The organism is Niabella beijingensis, assembly GCF_020034665.1.
GTDB lineage: Bacteria > Bacteroidota > Bacteroidia > Chitinophagales > Chitinophagaceae > Niabella > Niabella beijingensis.
The window spans coordinates 2430482-2448694 of sequence record NZ_JAIQDI010000001.1; the positions used below are offsets into that span (position 1 = coordinate 2430482).

General features: G+C 46.1%; 14 protein-coding genes. 3 read left to right on the forward strand and 11 right to left on the reverse strand.

The genetic code is table 11. From position 1 onward, the window contains the following. Positions 1–103 precede the first annotated feature (103 nt). Positions 104–1627, forward strand: a complete 1524-nt coding sequence (gene lysS / locus K7B07_RS10145) for a lysine--tRNA ligase (protein WP_223709357.1) — start codon at positions 104–106, stop codon at positions 1625–1627. A 42-nt stretch (positions 1628–1669) separates the two neighbouring features. On the opposite strand, the gene K7B07_RS10150 is transcribed toward lysS, so the two are convergent. After that, positions 1670–2365, reverse strand: coding sequence for a LytR/AlgR family response regulator transcription factor (locus K7B07_RS10150; RefSeq protein WP_223709358.1), 696 nt, complete (start codon positions 2363–2365; stop codon positions 1670–1672). After that, complete coding sequence (locus tag K7B07_RS10155; protein WP_223709359.1) at positions 2365–3396, reverse strand: sensor histidine kinase; 1032 nt, start codon at positions 3394–3396, stop codon at positions 2365–2367. The genes K7B07_RS10150 and K7B07_RS10155 overlap by 1 nt, the downstream gene beginning before the upstream one ends. A gap of 132 nt (positions 3397–3528) precedes the next feature. Between K7B07_RS10155 and K7B07_RS10160 the strand changes: the two genes are divergently transcribed. After that, positions 3529–4347, forward strand: coding sequence for a DUF5694 domain-containing protein (locus K7B07_RS10160; protein ID WP_223709360.1), 819 nt, complete (start codon positions 3529–3531; stop codon positions 4345–4347). 70 nt (positions 4348–4417) lie between these two features. Further along, on the forward strand, positions 4418–5500 hold the full coding sequence (locus K7B07_RS10165; RefSeq protein ID WP_223709361.1) for an aminotransferase class V-fold PLP-dependent enzyme: 1083 nt from the start codon (positions 4418–4420) through the stop codon (positions 5498–5500). 39 nt (positions 5501–5539) lie between these two features. On the opposite strand, the gene K7B07_RS10170 is transcribed toward K7B07_RS10165, so the two are convergent. The 9 genes from K7B07_RS10170 to K7B07_RS10210 all read right to left on the reverse strand — a co-directional run bounded on the left by K7B07_RS10170 (position 5540) and on the right by K7B07_RS10210 (position 17951). After that, on the reverse strand, positions 5540–6247 hold the full coding sequence (locus tag K7B07_RS10170; protein WP_223709363.1) for an MIP/aquaporin family protein: 708 nt from the start codon (positions 6245–6247) through the stop codon (positions 5540–5542). Positions 6248–6381: 134 nt separating this feature from the next. Beyond that, the gene (gene glpK, locus K7B07_RS10175) at positions 6382–7878 is read right to left on the reverse strand and encodes a glycerol kinase GlpK (protein WP_223709364.1); all 1497 of its coding nucleotides are present in this window, start codon (positions 7876–7878) and stop codon (positions 6382–6384) included. Positions 7879–8053: 175 nt separating this feature from the next. After that, positions 8054–9067, reverse strand: a complete 1014-nt coding sequence (locus K7B07_RS10180) for a DUF6528 family protein (protein WP_223709366.1) — start codon at positions 9065–9067, stop codon at positions 8054–8056. Positions 9068–9090: 23 nt separating this feature from the next. Then, positions 9091–10002, reverse strand: coding sequence for a glycerophosphodiester phosphodiesterase family protein (locus K7B07_RS10185; RefSeq protein ID WP_223709368.1), 912 nt, complete (start codon positions 10000–10002; stop codon positions 9091–9093). Between the two features lies 1 nt (position 10003). Continuing rightward, entirely contained in the window at positions 10004–10699 is a 696-nt protein-coding gene (locus K7B07_RS10190) for a GDSL-type esterase/lipase family protein (protein ID WP_223709370.1), read from the reverse strand. Positions 10700–10791: 92 nt separating this feature from the next. After that, positions 10792–11304, reverse strand: coding sequence for a hypothetical protein (locus tag K7B07_RS10195; protein WP_223709371.1), 513 nt, complete (start codon positions 11302–11304; stop codon positions 10792–10794). 67 nt (positions 11305–11371) lie between these two features. Beyond that, entirely contained in the window at positions 11372–13021 is a 1650-nt protein-coding gene (locus K7B07_RS10200) for a DUF5689 domain-containing protein (RefSeq protein ID WP_223709373.1), read from the reverse strand. A 66-nt stretch (positions 13022–13087) separates the two neighbouring features. Then, positions 13088–14659, reverse strand: a complete 1572-nt coding sequence (locus K7B07_RS10205) for a SusD/RagB family nutrient-binding outer membrane lipoprotein (protein ID WP_223709374.1) — start codon at positions 14657–14659, stop codon at positions 13088–13090. Between the two features lie 10 nt (positions 14660–14669). Continuing rightward, entirely contained in the window at positions 14670–17951 is a 3282-nt protein-coding gene (locus K7B07_RS10210) for a SusC/RagA family TonB-linked outer membrane protein (protein WP_223709376.1), read from the reverse strand. Between the last annotated feature and the right edge of the window lie 262 nt (positions 17952–18213).

The window sequence follows — 18213 nt, forward strand, 5'->3', positions numbered from 1 at the left end:
CCGGCATCCTTCCGGCTCCGGTAAAACTTTTATCCTTCCGGTCCCTTAAACTTCCGGTCAGCTAAAGTATCTTTGCGCTTCATAAAAAAATCTGAAGCAGTTCATGAGCACACAACAGTTTTCCGAACAGGAAAAAATAAGACGCGAGAAATTACAGAAATTGAGAGAGGCAGGAGTAGATCCTTACCCGGCGGCACTGTTCCCGGTAACGCACTATTCGGCAGACGTAAAAAATAATTTTACCGAAGAAAAGAAAGAGGATTTCACCAACGTTGCACTGGCTGGGAGGATCATGAGCATCAATGATAAAGGAAAGGTCTTTTTTATTAAGATCCAGGATAAACAGGGTCTTATACAATTATATGTAAAACGCGACGAGCTTTGCCCCGGTGAAGACAAATCCTTCTGGGATAATGTAGTAAAACACGGACTGGATCTGGGTGATTTTATTGGTGTAACGGGTTATGTGTTTATAACAAAGACCGGGGAAACCTCTCTTCATACCCTGACGCTTACCTTGCTTGCAAAGGCATTGAAACCCCTGCCTGTCGTAAAACGGGATGAAGAAGGCAATGTTTTTGATGAAGTGACCGACCCCGAATTCAAATACCGGCAGCGTTATGCAGATCTGATCATTAACCCCGCAGTACGCGAGACGTTCTTAAAACGCACGCGGCTCGTAAATTCCATCCGCGAATTCCTGAATAAAGAAGGCGCCCTGGAAGTGGACACGCCGGTATTGCAATCCATACCCGGCGGTGCGGCAGCCCGTCCGTTCAAAACACACCACAATGCCCTGGATGTGCCCTTCTACCTGCGTATTGCCAATGAACTTTATTTAAAGCGGCTGATCGTTGGCGGCTTTGACTGGGTATATGAGTTCAGCCGTAATTTCCGCAATGAAGGGATGGACCGCACTCATAACCCGGAATTCACGATCCTTGAATTTTATGTGGCTTATAAGGATTACTACTGGATGATGGAAACCACCGAAAAGCTGCTGGAAAAAGCAGCACTGGATGTGTGTGGTACCACCGACGTACCCGTGGGTGATAAAAATATTTCGTTCAAGGCGCCCTTTCAACGGGTGTCTATTTATGACGCCATTAAAGAACACACTGGTTATGATGTAAGCACGCTGGATGAAGAAGGGCTGCGCAACGTGTGCGGAGAACTGGGGATACACGTAGATAAAACAATGGGAAAAGGAAAACTGATTGATGAGATCTTCGGGGAGAAATGTGAGGCACACTATATACAACCCACATTCATCATCGATTATCCCGTGGAAATGAGCCCGCTTACCAAGAAACACCGCAGCAAACCCGGACTGGTAGAGCGTTTTGAGCTGATGATCAACGGAAAGGAAATTGCCAATGCATATTCCGAGTTAAACGACCCTGTTGAACAAAGGGAACGTTTTGAGGAACAGGCCCGTCTTATGGAGCGCGGGGACGAAGAAGCGATGTATATCGACTATGACTTTTTACGCGCCCTGGAATATGGAATGCCGCCCACTTCCGGCATCGGCTTTGGTGTGGACCGGCTGGTAATGCTGCTCACCAATCAGCCATCCATCCAGGACGTGTTGTTCTTTCCGCAAATGCGGCCGGAAAAACAAGATTGATTTTTACAGGATCTTTTATAAAGGCACTTCAGGGTGCCTTTTTTATTTGCCGTTCCTGAGATCCATCGCTGCTGAAAACGCTTTCCGGAACGCCTCCCCGATGGGGATCTCCTTTATACCAATCATTACCTGGTGACTCTGGATCTTTTCCAGCTTATCCATATTAACGATAAAAGAGCGGTGAATCCGTACAAATTGATAGCCGGGCAGTGTACGGAGAATATCCTTAAGATTGGTTAATACCACAAAATTCCTCTTAGAGGTGCAAACCCGGACATAATCTCTCAATCCTTCAATATATAAAATATCATTGCTGTATATTTTGTATTGTATGCCGCTTTCTTTTATATAAACACAGGCAGGCTCTTCCTCTTTTTTATAATAAGACGTCCACTCCCTGAACTTCCCGATGCTTTTCAGGAACCGCTCGTAGGTAATGGGCTTTAACAGGTAATCCACCACATTGTAATGATAGCCTTCCAATGCATATTTCGGGTAAGCGGAAGTGATTACAAACGCATTCTTTTCGTTGAACCGGTCCATCAGTTCCATTCCACTTTGTTCCGGCATCCTGATGTCCATAAACACCAGCTCCGCCATGCCCTTTTCCAGGAAGGGGATCAGAGCTCCGGGCTTTGTTCCGCCAGCCAGTAAGGTCACTCCTTCTGTCTGCAGTATATACTTTTTGAGCAAGGCTACAGCAAGGGGTTCATCATCAAGTACGATACACCGGATCATTACAGGTTTATTTTTAAATCGGTTTCATAAATAGCATTATCCGGTCCGCAATGCAGTGTATACCGGCCGGGATAATAAAACCCCAGCCGCTTCCTTGTGTTTTCGAGACCAACGCCTCCCGACAAGTCCTTATACTTCTTCCCGCTGATGCCGTTTTTTACTGTAAGATGCAGCTGCGTCGCAGAGGTTTCAAGGCGTATGGTCACCAGCTGTTGCGGTGCATCCGGTACTCCATGTTTCAGCGCATTTTCAATAAATGGAGAAAGAATAAACGGAGGGATTAACAGCTGTTCATCGGCAATGCTTTTTTCGAATTGCAGGTTCAGCGGTGTTTCATGGCGGAGCTGTTCAAGGGCGATCAGGTTTTCGATGTATTGTATTTCCCGTATCAGGGCAACCGTTTCCTCACCTGCTTCATACGTTGTAAAGCGCATCATACCGGAGAGTGCTTCTATTGCCTCCAGCGCCCCGCCAGAGCGGTTATATACCAGGGAATAGATGTTGTTCAGGGTATTAAAAATAAAATGAGGGTTCACCTGCGCTTTTAAAAACTTCAGTTCCGCAGCAGCCTGCTGCACCTTCATCGCTGCATTTTCCTCCATCAGGCGGATATTATGAATCAGTACCCATAATACGGTGCTTATGACCACCGCAGGAAAAGCAAAGTAAAGGTTGTCATAAATATAAAACAGCAATGACGGATTCCCGTAATAATTTTTATATCCCCATATAGCGGGACTTGCCACCTGCTCAAAACCATAACGGAGTAATAAAAAGAAGCAATAGCTGATCAGCACCGGGAAAAAATACTTCCCGGCAAAACCTCTTTTTTTACTGAATGCTGGTAACAAGTACAGATAATTACAGTAAAAGACGATCGCGGTGATAACCAGGTAAGACATCGTAAAAAAACCGGGCCAGGAGAAATGCAATCTTGCCGCCGGCGTATAAACAACCCTGACGACACGCAACCCGGCAAACAGGATCCAGAAAACCAGGTGAACACTTATTTCCGTTTTCTTTCTAAGCATCGTCTGTATTTTTTTTATGAAGTACGCAGGAACTCATGAAATAACCAACCCGTTTGCAGATAAAACAGGGGGATTTGCAGAGTTTGTTTTCAGATTTTACAGCTCTACGTCAAATTTGAATAAAAATCTATTATGACCAACCGTTTCTGCATTATTTTATGTTGTTTGCTGACGGCACTCTGCGCCGGGGCACAACGGCCTGTTTTCAAAGATAAATTTGATGATGCCATTCCGGTGCTCAACATGGGAACATTCCATATGGGATATACACCCGATGCTGCCAAAGTGGATTTTGACGAGCACAACAGGAACAATCAGCAAACAGTACGTGCCATTGCCAGGCAGCTGGCTGCATTCAGACCTACTGTAATTATTGTGGAGCGTGTCCCGGAAAGAAACGAAGCGCTCCTGGAGGACTACCTGGATTATGTGAAACATCCGGATAAAACTTTTAAAAACCCCAATGAAATCCAGCTGCTGGCCTATGAGGTAGGGCGGCTTAGCGGCGCGGTAAAAATATTTGGTATCGATTTCCACGAGAATTACAACTACAGCATTTTTAACCAGTTACAAAACAGGGTAGATACGCAAACCATACCGCGCTACCGCGCAATGATCACAAAGGTCAAAAACCAACTCGGAGAAGATTCGATGACCGTGAGGAACCGGCTGCTCCTGCTGAACCATCCTCAATCCCTGGATTACCTGATCAATGTAAATGCGGACCTGCTTACCTATGCCTCAACAAAAGGAAACGCAGAAGGGGCACAGGAGGCCGCAAAATTCTATCACAGGAACCTGGTCATGTTTTCCAACCTGAACCAGCTCCCTCTTTCCGGAAACGACCGGATCTTTATACTCATGGGAGCCGGCCATACTGCTTTTTTTAACGACTTTTTCCGGCGCAGTCCCAGATACCGGCCCGTGAATATTTTCGACTATCTGAAATAAGCAGTGTTGCTGAGAATGGAAAGATCAGACAGGTTCGTCTGACTTTATTTGTATTTTTATCAAAAAACAAATGGCGGAAGCTACAAGTTCTATCTATTTTAATACCGCTGCCTGTGGATTGATACCCGAAACCGTTTTGCAGGCAGGCACCACCCTGTATAAGAATTTTGAACACAACAGCTCAGCTGCAAGCGAGCTGTGGCGCGATGTGGAAGCTGCTGTGATCCGGAAAAACACCGCCGCATTTATCGGTGCCGGTATGGAACATATTGCATTTGTTCCCAATTTTTCCTTTGGTATGAACGCAGTGGTACACGCTTTAAAGGGCGATGAAAAGGTACTGCTGTACCGGAAGGATTTTCCATCAGTTTACATTCCATTCCTGATTAACAAATTCGATATCGTGTGGCTGGATGATGAAGACGGTTTTTTTATAGATATAGAAAAAATAAAAGATCTTATAAGAAAAGAGGGCATCCGCCTGGTGGCCATCAGTCATGTGCAGTGGCAGACCGGTTTTAAAATCGACCTGAAAACACTTTGTGACAGCTGCCGTTCGCTGGGTACCCGTACCATCATCGATGCCACTCAAAGTATGGGCGCTGTACACATTTCGCTTTCTGAAATTCAGCCGGATGTTTGCATCTCCAGTAATTATAAATGGATGAATGCCGGTTTCGGCACCGGAATCCTGTATATGCGTCCGGATTTTGCAGCAGAATACCCGCCAAAAGTATCCGGGGCCCACAGCAACGCCTATCAGTATTCGGGTAATACTTTTTCATCCAACAACAGCGTGCTTAACTATGAACCCGGGGGATTAAATATGTACGGACTGACCATTTTAAACAGGGCTATTGAGATAAAACAGGAACGCGGGCTTGCGGCGATCGAAGCACATAATACCGCGCTTGCCCGGCTGCTGCTGCCTGAACTTCCGTCCTGTGGTCTGGACTTACTGGGACCGCCGGATACAACCAACAGAAGTTCCATTATCGTAATAAACGATGCCGAAGGGCTGCATGATCATCTTTCTCAAAACAACATCATCACGACCCGCCGCAACGGCCGCATCCGCATTAGCCTGCATTACCACAATACAGAAGCAGAGGTCTCCCGGTTTATCGCCAGCATAAGGGACTGGAGAAAATAAAGCGGCGGTTGAACGGGTCCGTTTTAAATAACCAGCAATTTATACCAGTTGTTGGAATATAATTGCTGCCAGCAGGGCACCGATCAATGGTCCGAGAATAGGGATCCAGCTGTAGCTCCAGTCGCTGCTGCCTTTTTTACCGATGGGCAGGATCGCGTGCATAATGCGCGGGCCAAAATCGCGCACCGGGTTGATCGCATAACCGGTCGGGCCGCCAAGACTCAAACCGATCGCCAGTACGATAAAGGCCACCGGCAAAGCGTCCAGCGCACCCAGGCTATTGGAGGGAGCAATAATAAACAGGACTGAAAGGATCAGCACAAAGGTTCCGATGATCTCGGTGATCAGGTTACTGGCCGTATTCCGGATGGCGGGCCCTGTGCTGAATACCGCCAGTTTTGCTGCGGTATCATCGGTTTCCAGGAAGTGCTGCCGGTAAGCCGCCCATACGCCGAGCTGACCCAGCATGGCTCCCAGCAATTGTCCGCCAAGATATTCGGGGATCAGTGTTGGTTCTATTTTCCCCAGGTAGGCCAAGGCCACTGTTACTGCGGGGTTCAAATGGGCGCCGCTTGCTTTTGAAGAAACAAACACCCCAACGAAAACTGCCATGGCCCAACCCATAGCTATTACGATCCAGCCGCTGCTGTTTCCTTTGGTTTTATTTAATACCACATTGGCAACGACGCCGTTTCCCAGTATAATAAGAAAAAAGGTCCCGATCAATTCACTTGTAAAAATATTCATATCGCTTTTTTTATTAGTAAGAAGTGAGCCGCGTGAAGGAGAGATCCTAAACTGACTCATTACGAACCTGCACGTGTCAACATGACCCCTGTTGATAATTCACGATTCGCTTTTCGCTCCTGAAATCTTAAACATCAACCTTCCTCTGCCCAAACCTGTGCGGCACGTACCGCGCGTTTCCAGCCCTTGCTCAACTGTTCCCGCACGTCGTCTTTCATATAGGCCTCAAAGCGCTGATCCACCTGCCAGTATTGCTTTACTTCATCCAGGTCTTTCCAGAAACCGACTGCCAGTCCGCTGAGGTAAGCGGCTCCCAGGGCTGTTGTTTCCGTTATTTTCGGGCGTACCACCGTCGTGTTTAATAAATTCGCCTGGAACTGCATCAGGTAGTTGTTCACGGTAGCGCCGCCATCTACCCGAACTTCTTTGATCTGCAGTCCTGCATCCGCTTCCATTGCTTTTAATACATCCATTGTCTGATAGGCGATGCTTTCTATTGCGGCACGTGCAATATGGCCATCGGAGCTGCCACGGGTAAGCCCGGTGATGATGCCCCGTGCATGCTGGTTCCAGTAAGGCGCGCCCAAACCGGTAAAGGCCGGAACCATATACACTCCGCCATTGTCGGTTTCCGTTGCAGTAAGGGCCTCGATATCGCCGGATTTCTGAATCAGTTTTAGTCCGTCGCGCAGCCACTGCACCACGGCACCGGCAATAAATACGCTTCCTTCCAGCGCATAGCTTACTTCATTATTGAGCTTCCATGCAATGGTGGTAAGCAGGTTATTTTTTGAGGGCACCGGCTTATTGCCTGTATTCATCAGCATAAAGCAACCCGTGCCGTAGGTGTTTTTTACCATCCCAGACTGGGTGCACATCTGTCCGAACAAGGCTGACTGCTGATCTCCGGCAATACCGCTCACCGGTATCTGTGCCGCAGTAAGCAATTGCTGGGTATGGCCATAGACCTCACTGCTGGAGCGGACTTCGGGCATCATGCTGAGCGGGATACCGAACAGCCGCAGCAATTCTTCATCCCACTGCAGGGTATGGATGTTATAGGCCATGGTCCGGGAAGCATTGCTTACATCCGTGGCATGTACTTTTCCATTGGTCAGTTTCCATAGCAGCCAGGAGTCGACGGTACCGAAACAGAGATCGCCGTTCTGTGCTTTTGCTTTGGCCCCCTCCACATTTTCCAGTATCCACCTTATTTTCGTTGCAGAAAAATAGGCATCTGTAACAAGCCCTGTTTTTTCCCGGATAATATCGGCAGATCCGTCTTTTTTCAGCGCATCACAATAATCCGAGGTACGCCGGTCCTGCCATACAATGGCGTTATAAACCAGTTGGGACGTCTTCCGGTCCCAAACCACGGTGGTCTCCCGCTGATTGGTAATTCCGATGGAAACAATATCCTGCGTCGTAAGTCCGGCCTTTACCACCGCTTCTGTGGCCACCCCCAGCTGGGTAGACCAGATCTCATTGGCATCGTGCTCTACCCAGCCGGGCTGGGGAAAGATCTGGGTGAATTCCTTTTGAGCAACAGCAACAATGTTACCAGCTTTATCAAAAATGATCGCGCGGGAGCTTGTTGTTCCCTGGTCGAGGGATAGAACATATTTTGGCATATACAATCTTGTTTATAAAAAAGTGAATATAAAAAATTCTGTTTATGAGCAGGCAATAAATTTAAAAAAATCAATCCGCACAAATCCGTTAATGATGTCCTTCTTCTATCGTGGCCGGTTCATTTTAAATCGTTCTGCTCTGTTAGCCAGGGGCGGCAGGCCTGCAGAGAAATATTTACGGATGCGTACATTCATGAAAATGATCTCCTGCGGGATAGCTGAATGTGTTTACCAGCTTCCATCTTGCCTTATATAATCCTATAGAAGTATTTTTATATACTACGGCGCCATTAATATCCAATACCTGGTCCGTTCTCCATGATTCGCCGCCAGCACCGTTTGCTTTTGCAATAATCGTTTGATAACCGGATGGCCCGGAAGTTACAGATTTAACACCACTGGTGGCTTTTATCAAAGTAAAAGCGCCTGTGGTCACGTTGAACCTGTAAATATTTCCTGAGTTGGTCAGCCAGAGATCTGTGGTGCTACCGTATACAGGAAACAGTTCATGCGCATTACCCTGAGGCATTGTATAGGTTGCTTTAAGCGTGAGCTTCGGAGCGGTGCAGCTGCCGTTATACGTGAACACTTTCAGCTTGTCTTTCCCCGCAGCGTATAATTGCTGACGGGCATGATCCCATACTACATTATGTACATCTTCAAATGTTGCAGCCTTTACCTGGCTGGATTGGTCATTAATATAAGAATCCACGGTGAATATCATCAGGTAGCCCCCGGTGGTGGAGGCCGTTACCACATTGCCATTGGGCAATAACTCTGCAGAATGTGTATTACCCCCCGCATAGTCGTACCAGATCGCTTTTTTACTGGATACGCTGATGAGGGCCACACCGCCTCCTGATGCTGTTGCCAGAATATAACTGCCGTTATAAACCAGTTTGGCATCGCTCAGGTTGGAAAACCATGCCTGCGCCGCACTGTGTATCATGGCATAGGAACCGGAAGCCTTCCATTCCCATGTGATCTGGTTGTTGTTGGCGATATCCACCATAATGATCCGTGCATTTTTCTGATCACAGATAATCATTTCTTTTGGTGTGACCGCTAAAGCGGCGGCAGCCAGTTTCGAAGATGGTTCCCTGCTTGCTACGGGGCCTCTCAGATTGTTATTCGTTTTGTTGCAGGCTGCTGTAAACAGCATCATTACGGCGATAAGCAATGGTTTCATGTTTGAAGGGTTTAGCGTAAAAATTATTTTAACTGGTAAAATAAATCCGGGTAATCTGTGATCACTCCGTCCGCGCCCATATCTGCCAGGTTCTTTATGATCCCGATCTCATCGGCCGTCCAGGGCACGATCTTCATATTTTTCTGATGGCATTCCTTTACCAGCTGCGGTGTAACGATCGAGTAGTGCGGGCTATAGTATTCCGGTACATAGCCCAGGCTTTTCAGCTGCTCATCGAGGCTGCGTTTTTCTTTATCGCCGATCAGAAGCGAGGTTTGTACCTGCGGATATTTTTCGTGCATTATTTTCAACGCCCGTTCATCAAAACACTGGATGATCATGCGTTTTCCGATATTGAAAGGCAATATCGTCTGCATGGCCAGATCCGTAAATTCCGCTACAGGCGGACAGGAAACCCCTTCTCCTTTCGGGTTGGATTTTATCTCGATATTGTATTGGATCTTTACCCCTTTCTTATTTGCGTAGGCCTCCGTTGCCGTCAGCAGGTCTTTTAGCAGTGGCTTTACAGCCGCCATTTTCTTCTGACGCGGAACGGCCGCATAAAACTTTTTGCCTACATCATATTTTTTTATGGAATCATAGGTCATGGTGTACAGGATCCGTTTCTTTGATTCAGCCGGGGTCAGCGTATCCCCCTCGGGGGTGGTTGTAAACCCGGCATTGAAAGCGGCATCATGCGATACCACGATCTGCCCGTCCCGCGTTACCTGCATATCCATTTCCAGTGTGGTTACTCCCATGTCTATGGCATTCAGCATTGCAGGAATGGTATTCTCCGGCATCAGTCCCTTGCCGCCCCGGTGTGCTTCCATATCAAAGTGTTTATACTTTGCCGGAAGTTCAATTTTTTTTTGTGCGCTGCATGCCGCCACCGTAACCAGCCATACCGTTGTGCATAGTAATCTACTTTTCATGTTATAAATATTTTCCTTCTTTTAAAATTTTCACCCAGCGTTCGTATCCTTTTATATTCAGGTGCAGTCCGTCATAGGTAAGTGTTGGGTCCAGTTTACCATCCTTTAGAAAATGCGGATGCAGATCGATCACCGTGATGCCCGTTTCTTTCCCCAATTTCTTCAGCCCTTCATTTACAGCAGCGATGTGTGCATCTTTTCCGTAATGGTTTTTCTTTGGCGGGATATCGCTGTTCACCGGCAATACCGTCTGAAAATAAATTTTTGTAGCCGGGCTTTCGGTTTGCAGCTGGCTGATAATGCGTTTGTAATTGTCAAGGATCACTGCATCCGGAACATTGCGGGAAATATCGTTGGTGCCGATAAGGATAAACACTTTTTGCGGTTTTCCTTCCGTCACTTCATGCAGGCGTTCCAGCACACCAAACGTAATGTCACCACTGATACCCCGGTTCCGGGCATCGGGGTTTTTCAGCAGTTCCGACCAGTCCACACCAGCCGTGATGCTGTTGCCAAGGAAAATAATATCCTTTGAGGAATTGGGAAAGGCATTGAACTGGTCCACCCGCAGTTTATAACTTCCGGGACGGTAAGTACTGTCCCAAGTGGGGGACTGGGCGTTACTGTGAGCAGCGCCAAGCATACTGCCTACAATAAGGCAACAGCTTATTGCTTGTTTTAATTTGAGTTTCATCATTTTTCTTTACTGTTCTTTTATTAATCAACAGAAGCAGCAATACAAGACAAGAGGTACAAGGTGAGCGGCTTTATCCTTCTTGTGTCCTGCTTTTATCCTGCTTCGTTTGTAAATAGGAATTCCATAGGATCACTGACATCTTCTCCGCATTCATTTTTAATTATACAATCAAATACATAGTCGCCAGGCGGAAGAGCTACAGGAAACAGGTAATTACCACTCTTTGAAAAATTGTGGATTGTCCCCGAACCCATAAAATTGAAGGTTGGCCCATTTTCGTAAATCGAATATTCGAGTATATAGGTACCACTTCCCGTAAAATTCATATTAAAATTGTTGTACTGGGTAACCTGATTATATTCTATGTTCATGCTTATAAGACTCGCCCAGGTAGTTCCACTACAGTCTGAATCCGAAACCACTCTAGTTAAGTTATTTAATTTGCTTTCCCTAAAGTTTCTGTCGTACGATTTTTGTACTGCTCCCCGTAAATGAATATTTTTTGTCGGAGCTATAGTTTTTTCTGCTCTTGTAAAAGCTGTAAGACTAACAAATGCTATCAGCAATATAAAAATTCCGATTGTAATGGTTCTTGTTTTTTTCATTTTTTTAGGTTTAAAGTAAACTAAAAATCTTGGGGTATATTAAATGAATAATAGTCCCCCTGCATTACTATTCTACTATTCTTGTAATTAGCGAATCATTGGGGCCGCCGCGATCATTTTCTATATCGGCAATAGTAGCTGCTACATGACCATCTTCTGTTTTTTGAAACAGTTCTATTACAACCTGTTTCCTGGCAGTAGTCCACCGGCCCAGGGTAATATTATATACGCCACCCATCATACTGAACAAGCCAGCATCAGCTTTCGACGGGTCGGGGTGTGCTGCATTTACCGGATAGGGCATATTGGTGGTATTTCCAGCTGAACGATAATGTAAATACGGTACTATTACTGGTTTATAGGTGTCCGGATCGATGGCTATGGAGTACATGGAGTACCAGTCGTTATTACAAATACGATATCCCTGTATCGGGTTTTTGGAAGGGTCGTAGAGACCCGTGTTTCCTCCCGAGGCAATAAATAAAACGTCTTCGGGCACTGACGCTTCTGTAACCGAAGTTCCTTTAAACAAAGCTACACCACAGGCATTCCCGCTATTGGCAAAAGGGCCGCTTTCGGTAAATACGCTGGTTCGAACAAGCCCTCCATCGCCTGGATTGGTCGGTCCCCCCTTTACATTCAGATAAGTTTTTCCATACCAATTAGTTTCTTCGGGGAAAGAAACAGTACCTGCGTTTCCATTAATTTTCCTGTTTTGGAAGCCAAAATAAAAAAACTTCCCTTTAAGCGCAGTACCCGATGTAATATCCCATTTAATAGTACGTTTACCACCAGTGGCCCACCCAGCATCCAGCGTCGTAGGAGTAGAGGCTCCTGCATTGTTGCAAAATACAATGCTGTATGGAGTAACCGAAAAGTCAATATCTCTGGTCGCCATTATTTGTACGTATTCATTCCCCCCATCTCCACCTTTAGGATCGCTCTGAATACCAGTAATAATCAAATCCTGCGCTGAAGTTCCCATGTCAACGATATCATCCCCTTCTCTTGTCCTCAATTCTACGGATCCATCGGTCTTTTTGAAGGGGATGCCTACATACGCCGCTAACATTAAAGGGGTGTTATTTGCGTGGGCTGCATTTGGATCGGTATAAAGCGTAAGGTCGCCAAAACCATCATTGATATTTTTAGCACCGCTGATCACATCGCCCGGTTTGGGGGCCGGGTTAAGGCTGGATTTATTAATAATGCAAAGCGAACTTTCATAAATATCCGGGTTGGCCAGCAATTGTGGTACAGTGATGGAGTTGATACCAACAAACCCCTTCCCCTTAGGTATGATCTTGGACACCGGTATACCTGTAATAGTTAAAATACCATTTTTACGGGTCAGGGTGCTCCCGATAATATCGATCATCAACGAATCTCCGGGATGATAATTAGCTGCAGCAGCACCCATGTCTATTGAAATACCTCTTATTGTGTTGAGGCGGCGGCTATCCTGGACTATCAGCAGACCTTCCGGAATATTCCCGGCAGTATGATCTGATACAACTACTGCTGCCAGATTTGTAGCACCATAAACACTTTCCTTGGTAATGGTTATATCCTGCCCTTTATACAAAGGGCGTACATCCAGAACGGAAACCACCTCGTATGGTACTCCTCCCGGATAATTTTCGTAGGTATTTTTGGTACAGCTATTAATGGTTATACCTACGCTTAGTACTAAAAAAAGATTGAATATATATTTCATCAGTGATTTTTTTTATTTCCTTTAATACTCCGACAATCTTCCCGCATTAGCAGAACTCTTCTGTTATTATGGCTTTTGCCACCATACATTGGTATTGATCTGATCAACCCCCTGTGCCGCCACGGCTGCTTTATAATTAGTCGGATTTGCAGATTGCACATAAACAGGATATACCAGACGTGCCGGCATCACGCTATTGTTTTGCAGGCCTTTTAACTGATCCAGATGTAAATTCGGATATCCTGTCCGCCGGTACTCAAACCACTGCTGCAGATCCGTCAGGAACAGGGCATAGTATTTCTGTCCATGTATCAGTTCCATCTTTCTTTCCGGAGAAGTATTATCATCCCAGATAACGCTGCCGGCAGCAAGGTTCTCAAGGTGTGTGGCGAAATTGGTAGAATTAACATCTTCCGGAAAATCGGGTACCCAATAATTGATAGCAGACGCCATGCCCTGATAAAAATAGTCTTTTGCATCACCTCCGATCCATCCCTTAAGTGCTGCTTCCGCCAGTATAAACTGAACTTCGGCATACTGCATGATAATCCCCGTCCGCGGATTTTGCTGCAGTGACCAAACCCCGCCAGTACTGGTATTATCATAGCTTTGGAAATAACATCCTTTCTCCTGACCCTTACCCGGTTCATATCCACTTGCCACTCCGCGCCATCCGCCGCCGCTTGCCTGCGCAATACCCAGGCGGCCAATAGAGCCCGATCCATAAGGTTTTGCTGATGTCAGCCGGGGATCCGACCAGGTATTCAAACTATCCAGGAAATAACTGCAGATTGCCGGAGATCTGAAGTCCTGTACACGGATATTGTATACATACGGTGAGGTATAAGGATCAGTGCTGCTTACATCCCCAGTCCAAAGTACTCTTGCACAATCGGCGTTACTGGTCATAATAGGATAGTTTGCCGGATTTTCAACAATCGCTTTTATTTTTTCCTGGCATTGCTGTGCCACTTCAGCCTTTCCGGATATACGCAGCAGCAATCTTAAGTACAACGAATTCCCGAGTTTTCTCCATTTTGAAATATCGCCGTTGAAAACGGGATCACTCGACAAAACGATAGGCGTATTACCTGCCAGCAACTCATTGGCTTCTTCCAATTTATTAAACATTCCTTGATAGATATCTTTTTGCCGGTCAAAAACAGGTTGCACATTTCCCTGTTTTCCGCCAAGCGCCTCCTTGTAAGGGATATCACCATATGTATCTGTTAAGTTGGCAAACAGCCATGCCTCGCAAATGCGGGCAATTCCCTGATAGGATGTATTGATTTTACCGCCACTGCTTGCCAGGCTGTCAACGCTTCTGAAGTTGGTAAGTTGTACATACCAGGAATTCCATAAATAGTCCGACTGGCTTGCCCTGAATGCATACCGGAATACGGTATTTTCTCCATCGCTTAAACTCACCGTAACCTGCATCAGTTCGTTTGTAAAGCTCCTGTTCCGGCTCATACCCGGCCAGATCGAGTTCACCAATGCCGGTGCCAGTAATTTATCCGAAGAGGTCTCTAGTATATTAATAGGATCTATATTCAACTTTTCGAAACCCTTCTTACATGAATAGAGCGTTGATACCATCAACAAAGCAAGGCCTGCAATAAGTAGTTGTTTTTTCATTTTAATAAAGTTAAAATCCGATTGATAAATTAAACCCTACAGTGCGTGTAGAGGGGAACTGTCCAACTTCAAACCCTGTAACAATATCTGATCCGCTTAATGTACCAAATTCCGGATCGAAAATGGGCCAGGGCGACCAGATAAACAGATCGCGTCCGTAAATACCGATCATCGCGGAACTCAAACCTATTTTCTTCAAAAGCTTTGGTTTAAACGCGTAGTTTAATGATGCTTCACGAAACTTGATAAAGTCTGTACTGAAGGTGCTTCCTTCTGCATTCAGCGATCCCATGCTATTTTGATAATACTGGTCGATATCATATGCTACCACATCATTTTTTCGGTACCCTGTAACATTGCCGTTCTTGTCGAATATCTCCAGTACACCGTTTCCAACAATACCATTATACCTTCCCGGAAGGGTACTTTTCAGTTTTCCCTGTTCAACCATTTTATAGTGAGTAAGCGAATATCCCACTGCGCCGGCCTGCGCGTCAAACAATACTTTTAAGCTCAGTTGTTTATACCTGAATGTGTTGCCCAGGCTCATTTTATATTTCGGAGTTGTATTTCCCAGGTAAATAATGTTGCTGGTAATTTTCGGGAAGCCGGTTGCCGGATCAAAGATCACCTGGCCGTCCGGGCTGCGCTGATATCCAAGACCGTACAAATCACCCATACTACCACCAATCGTAGCTACGATCTGGCCGCTTGCTATCTGTCCGGAGCGGAGCAAAACAGTGCTGTCGGGCATGGAAATGATTTTATTTTTATTTGATGCAAAAGTGGCCGTCACCTCCCAGTTAAATCCATTGCTGTTTACGATGGGTTTTCCGTTTAGCGATAATTCAACACCACTGTTGTTCACCCTTCCCGCATTAATTACAGCTGCATCATAGCCGGAAGACCGGTCAACGGTTCGCGTCAGTATCTGATTCTTTGTGTTTCCCCAGTAAACCGCCAGATCAAATCCCAGGCGGTTTTTAAACAGCTGAACCTCCGTTCCCAATTCAAAGGTCGTGGTTTTAAGCGGTTTCAGATTGTCATTTGGTAAGGTCCTTGGATTGGATACGGCACTATCAGGATATATCCCGTTATTCCTGGAAACAGGATAGGTGTAAGCCGTCCGGTAAGGTATCGTGGCACCGCTTCCTACCTGAGCAATAGAGGCCCTTAGTTTAGCATAGCTAATAAAGGTTGGTAATTGAGTGAAATCAGACAATATAAAGCTGGTGTTTAATGAAGGATAGAAAAAGCCCACATTATCCGTTCTGTTCGCCGTGGCCAGAACACTGTTCCAGTCCTGCCTTCCGGTTAACTCCGCAAACAGATAGTTCTTGTAGCTAAAATTCACAATCCCGTAAACACTGTTGATCTGGTAACGGCTGGTATCAGGAAAATAGGTCAGCCCGTACAGATTATTATCCAGATTGTACATATCGGGATAAGGTGAGCCATTGAGGGAGTCGGGGAATTTTAAACCATCGGCCCTGACATCGGTCTTGTTGTATTCGTTCCTCAGCTGGCTTCCTCCTAAAGAAACGCCAAACTTAACATCATCCGACAGGTCTTTATGGTAGCGGGCAAGAAAGTCATAACTCATTTCCCGGGCATAGACATTCTGCTTTCTTACCGATCCGAAAGGCAGCCGCGAGCCGGCATCATAAGGACGATCCTGTTCCCGCTTATCGTTCGACCAATCCAAACTTCCGCGTACCATAAAGCTCAGTTCTTTCGTAAGCTGGTAATTTAACTGCACATTTCCCGTTACATTATTTCTTCTGGTCTTATTCAAAAATTCATTTACAATCGCAAATGGATTCTCCGGATAAGAAGAATAAGGATAACGGATCCTTCTGTACATACTGTCGGAGCTATAGATGCTGCCCGGGGCGCCCATCCAGTAATTTCTCAGCCAGTTATAATCAGCGTTGGGTTGCCAGAAGATGTACCAATACATCAGCGACTGGTTGCCGTAACCGGCAGACGGAAGATTATTGCTGGACCTGTAACCATAGTTCACTTTAGTAGACAACTTTAGTTTTTTCGTAATGTCTGTACTCGTTGTAAGACTTGCTGATTTACGATCGAAGCCGGTGTTGGGTACCACCCATTTGTTATTTTGTATGGCTCCGGAAACGCGGAAGGAGGTCGTTCCGATCCTGCCGCTCAGGCTTAAGTTGTTTGTAAGATTTCTCCCGACATCCCAGAAATCATTGATGTTGTCGTAAGCTACCCAGGGGGTGCGTTCCAAACCCACTGCCTGCCGCACCGGATCATACTGAAAAAATGATTGTCCGTCAAATTTTGGTCCGTATGCTGAACTGGTACCACTGGTGCTGCTGCCATCTGCCGAAGCACCATAAGAGTAATAAAGAGCGCCATCCAAGCCCTGGCCGTATTCATATTGCAGATCCGGAGACCTGTTTATTGACTCCAGCGATCCGTTTGAGGTAAACCGGACACTTAATTGTCCTTTCTTTTTTGCGGCAGCAGATTTGGTCGTGATAATAATAGCACCGTTCGCTCCTCTTTGTCCGTACAAAGCAGCTGCAGCAGGCCCTTTTAGTACCGATACGCTTTCGATATCCTGCGGGTTGATGTCATTCAGCGAGCTCCCGTAATCTGCAGGCAGGTTGTCGCTGCCCGTAGCATAGACATTATCGGAGGCATTTGCCGAACGTTTCCCACTGCTGTTATTGATCACAACTCCATCTACAACAATGAGTGCCTCGTTATCGCCGGTAAGGTTGTTCTCTCCACGAAGGATGATTTTGTTGGATCCTGCCGGACCAGAGCCGGAACGTATCAGATTCAACCCCGCCACTTTACCGGAAAGCGCATCGGTCCAGTTAGAGGACACGGCATCTGTCAGCTGCGTGCTATCGATCTTAGTGAGCGCATACCCTAAGGATTTTTCCTGCCGCTTAATTCCCAGGGCCGTAACAACCACTTCTTCTTCCTGTTTGCCTACTTCTTCTAGCACCACATTTATTGTCGACTCTCCATCCGCTCTGCGATCCTCATCCTTATACCCGATGGCCGAGAAGGTTAGTGTTTCTCCCGTTTTCACAGCAATTGAATACCGGCCTTCATCATCCGTTGCGGTTCCTCTCGAAGTACCTTTTACCACAACCGTTGCCTTGGAAACAGCCGAGCCGGTTTCCTTTGAAGTAACCCTTCCGCTTATCGTCTTTTGTTGCGCATGCACAACAAAAGGGATACACCACAGGCAAGCCAAAAGCAGCAGTATTGTGGTAAGTTTCGTTTTGTGGATTTTTAATTTTCCCATTTTACTGATTGTTTTAAAAAAAGTCTTTAAACAGTGATCTCTTCGGGTCTATCGTTACAATACCCATATAGTCCGCTCAGACGCTTACCCAATGGCCGATCAAAAACGGTCACCCCTGTATCTTTAATTTTTTATTTTCCTGTCAATTCGTATCTGCCCGCCTTCCCTTATTGCATACTCCGTCCACACTCTTCCGGGTAACACATGTGCTACCTGTTCTCCGGGGTACCGGAGTTTCTGATAGCAAACCGTTTTATGTAAA

Excerpts from the sequence above, each read along its gene's own strand:
- lysS (WP_223709357.1), top strand. The coding sequence starts at position 104 with ATGAGCACACAACAGTTTTCCGAACAGGAAAAAATAAGACGCGAGAAA.
- K7B07_RS10150 (WP_223709358.1), bottom strand. The coding sequence starts at position 2,365 with ATGATCCGGTGTATCGTACTTGATGATGAACCCCTTGCTGTAGCCTTG.
- K7B07_RS10155 (WP_223709359.1), bottom strand. The coding sequence starts at position 3,396 with ATGCTTAGAAAGAAAACGGAAATAAGTGTTCACCTGGTTTTCTGGATC.
- K7B07_RS10160 (WP_223709360.1), top strand. The coding sequence starts at position 3,529 with ATGACCAACCGTTTCTGCATTATTTTATGTTGTTTGCTGACGGCACTC.
- K7B07_RS10165 (WP_223709361.1), top strand. The coding sequence starts at position 4,418 with ATGGCGGAAGCTACAAGTTCTATCTATTTTAATACCGCTGCCTGTGGA.
- K7B07_RS10170 (WP_223709363.1), bottom strand. The coding sequence starts at position 6,247 with ATGAATATTTTTACAAGTGAATTGATCGGGACCTTTTTTCTTATTATA.
- glpK (WP_223709364.1), bottom strand. The coding sequence starts at position 7,878 with ATGCCAAAATATGTTCTATCCCTCGACCAGGGAACAACAAGCTCCCGC.
- K7B07_RS10180 (WP_223709366.1), bottom strand. The coding sequence starts at position 9,067 with ATGAAACCATTGCTTATCGCCGTAATGATGCTGTTTACAGCAGCCTGC.
- K7B07_RS10185 (WP_223709368.1), bottom strand. The coding sequence starts at position 10,002 with ATGAAAAGTAGATTACTATGCACAACGGTATGGCTGGTTACGGTGGCG.
- K7B07_RS10190 (WP_223709370.1), bottom strand. The coding sequence starts at position 10,699 with ATGATGAAACTCAAATTAAAACAAGCAATAAGCTGTTGCCTTATTGTA.
- K7B07_RS10195 (WP_223709371.1), bottom strand. The coding sequence starts at position 11,304 with ATGAAAAAAACAAGAACCATTACAATCGGAATTTTTATATTGCTGATA.
- K7B07_RS10200 (WP_223709373.1), bottom strand. The coding sequence starts at position 13,021 with ATGAAATATATATTCAATCTTTTTTTAGTACTAAGCGTAGGTATAACC.
- K7B07_RS10205 (WP_223709374.1), bottom strand. The coding sequence starts at position 14,659 with ATGAAAAAACAACTACTTATTGCAGGCCTTGCTTTGTTGATGGTATCA.
- K7B07_RS10210 (WP_223709376.1), bottom strand. The coding sequence starts at position 17,951 with ATGGGAAAATTAAAAATCCACAAAACGAAACTTACCACAATACTGCTG.